The following is an 825-nucleotide window of genomic DNA, read 5'->3' as shown; positions in this document are numbered from 1 at the left end:
ACTTCATCGCCATCATTAATTCCATCATCATCGGTATCAGGATTGGTAGGATCGGTGCCAAGGTCAGTTTCCTCATCATTAGTGAGGCCGTCCTCATCCTGGTCACAAGGTCCGGCAGTAGGATCTGGATCACATGAGTCCAGCGGATCGGAACCGTTATCTACTTCATCGCCATCACCAATACCATCATCATCGGTATCAGGATTGGTAGGATCGGTGCCTATATCATTCTCATCTTCATTATCAATTCCATCGTCATCAGTGTCATTGTCTTCTGAAGGACAATTTTCATTATCCGGATTCGGATCACATGGATCAAACGGATCGGAACCATTGTCAACTTCATCTCCATCATTTATACCATCATCATCGGTATCAGGATTGGTAGGATCGGTGCCTAGTCCAGCTTCTTCATCATTGGTGAGCCCATCCTCATCCTGGTCACAAGGCCCGGCAGTAGCATCTGGATCACATGGATCAAGCGGATCGGAACCATTGTCAACTTCATCGCCATCGTTAATACCATCACCGTCTGTATCAGGACCAGTGGGATCAGTGCCAAGATCAACTTCTTCATCATTAGTGAGCCCATCCTTGTCCTGGTCACAAGGGCCGGAAGTTGCATCTGGATCACAGGGATTTAAAGGATCAGAACCATTACCGACTTCATCGCCATCATTAATACCATCACCGTCTGTATCAGGATTAGTGGGATCGGTGCCAAGTTCAGCTTCCTCATCATTGGTCAGCCCATCCTTATCCTGGTCACACGGCCCGGCAGTTGCATCTGGATCACAAGGATCTAATGGATCGGAACCGTTATCT

Annotated in this window: 1 pseudogene; it reads right to left on the bottom strand. The window is 47.6% G+C overall.

Features of this window, described 5'->3' with window-relative positions:
* Positions 1-825: pseudogene (locus RM553_RS19535) on the bottom strand (hypothetical protein); the annotation flags it as partial.

Source organism: Autumnicola tepida (assembly GCF_031846485.1).
Taxonomy (GTDB): domain Bacteria; phylum Bacteroidota; class Bacteroidia; order Flavobacteriales; family Flavobacteriaceae; genus Autumnicola; species Autumnicola tepida.
This window is presented reverse-complemented; position numbering and strand designations above follow the sequence as displayed.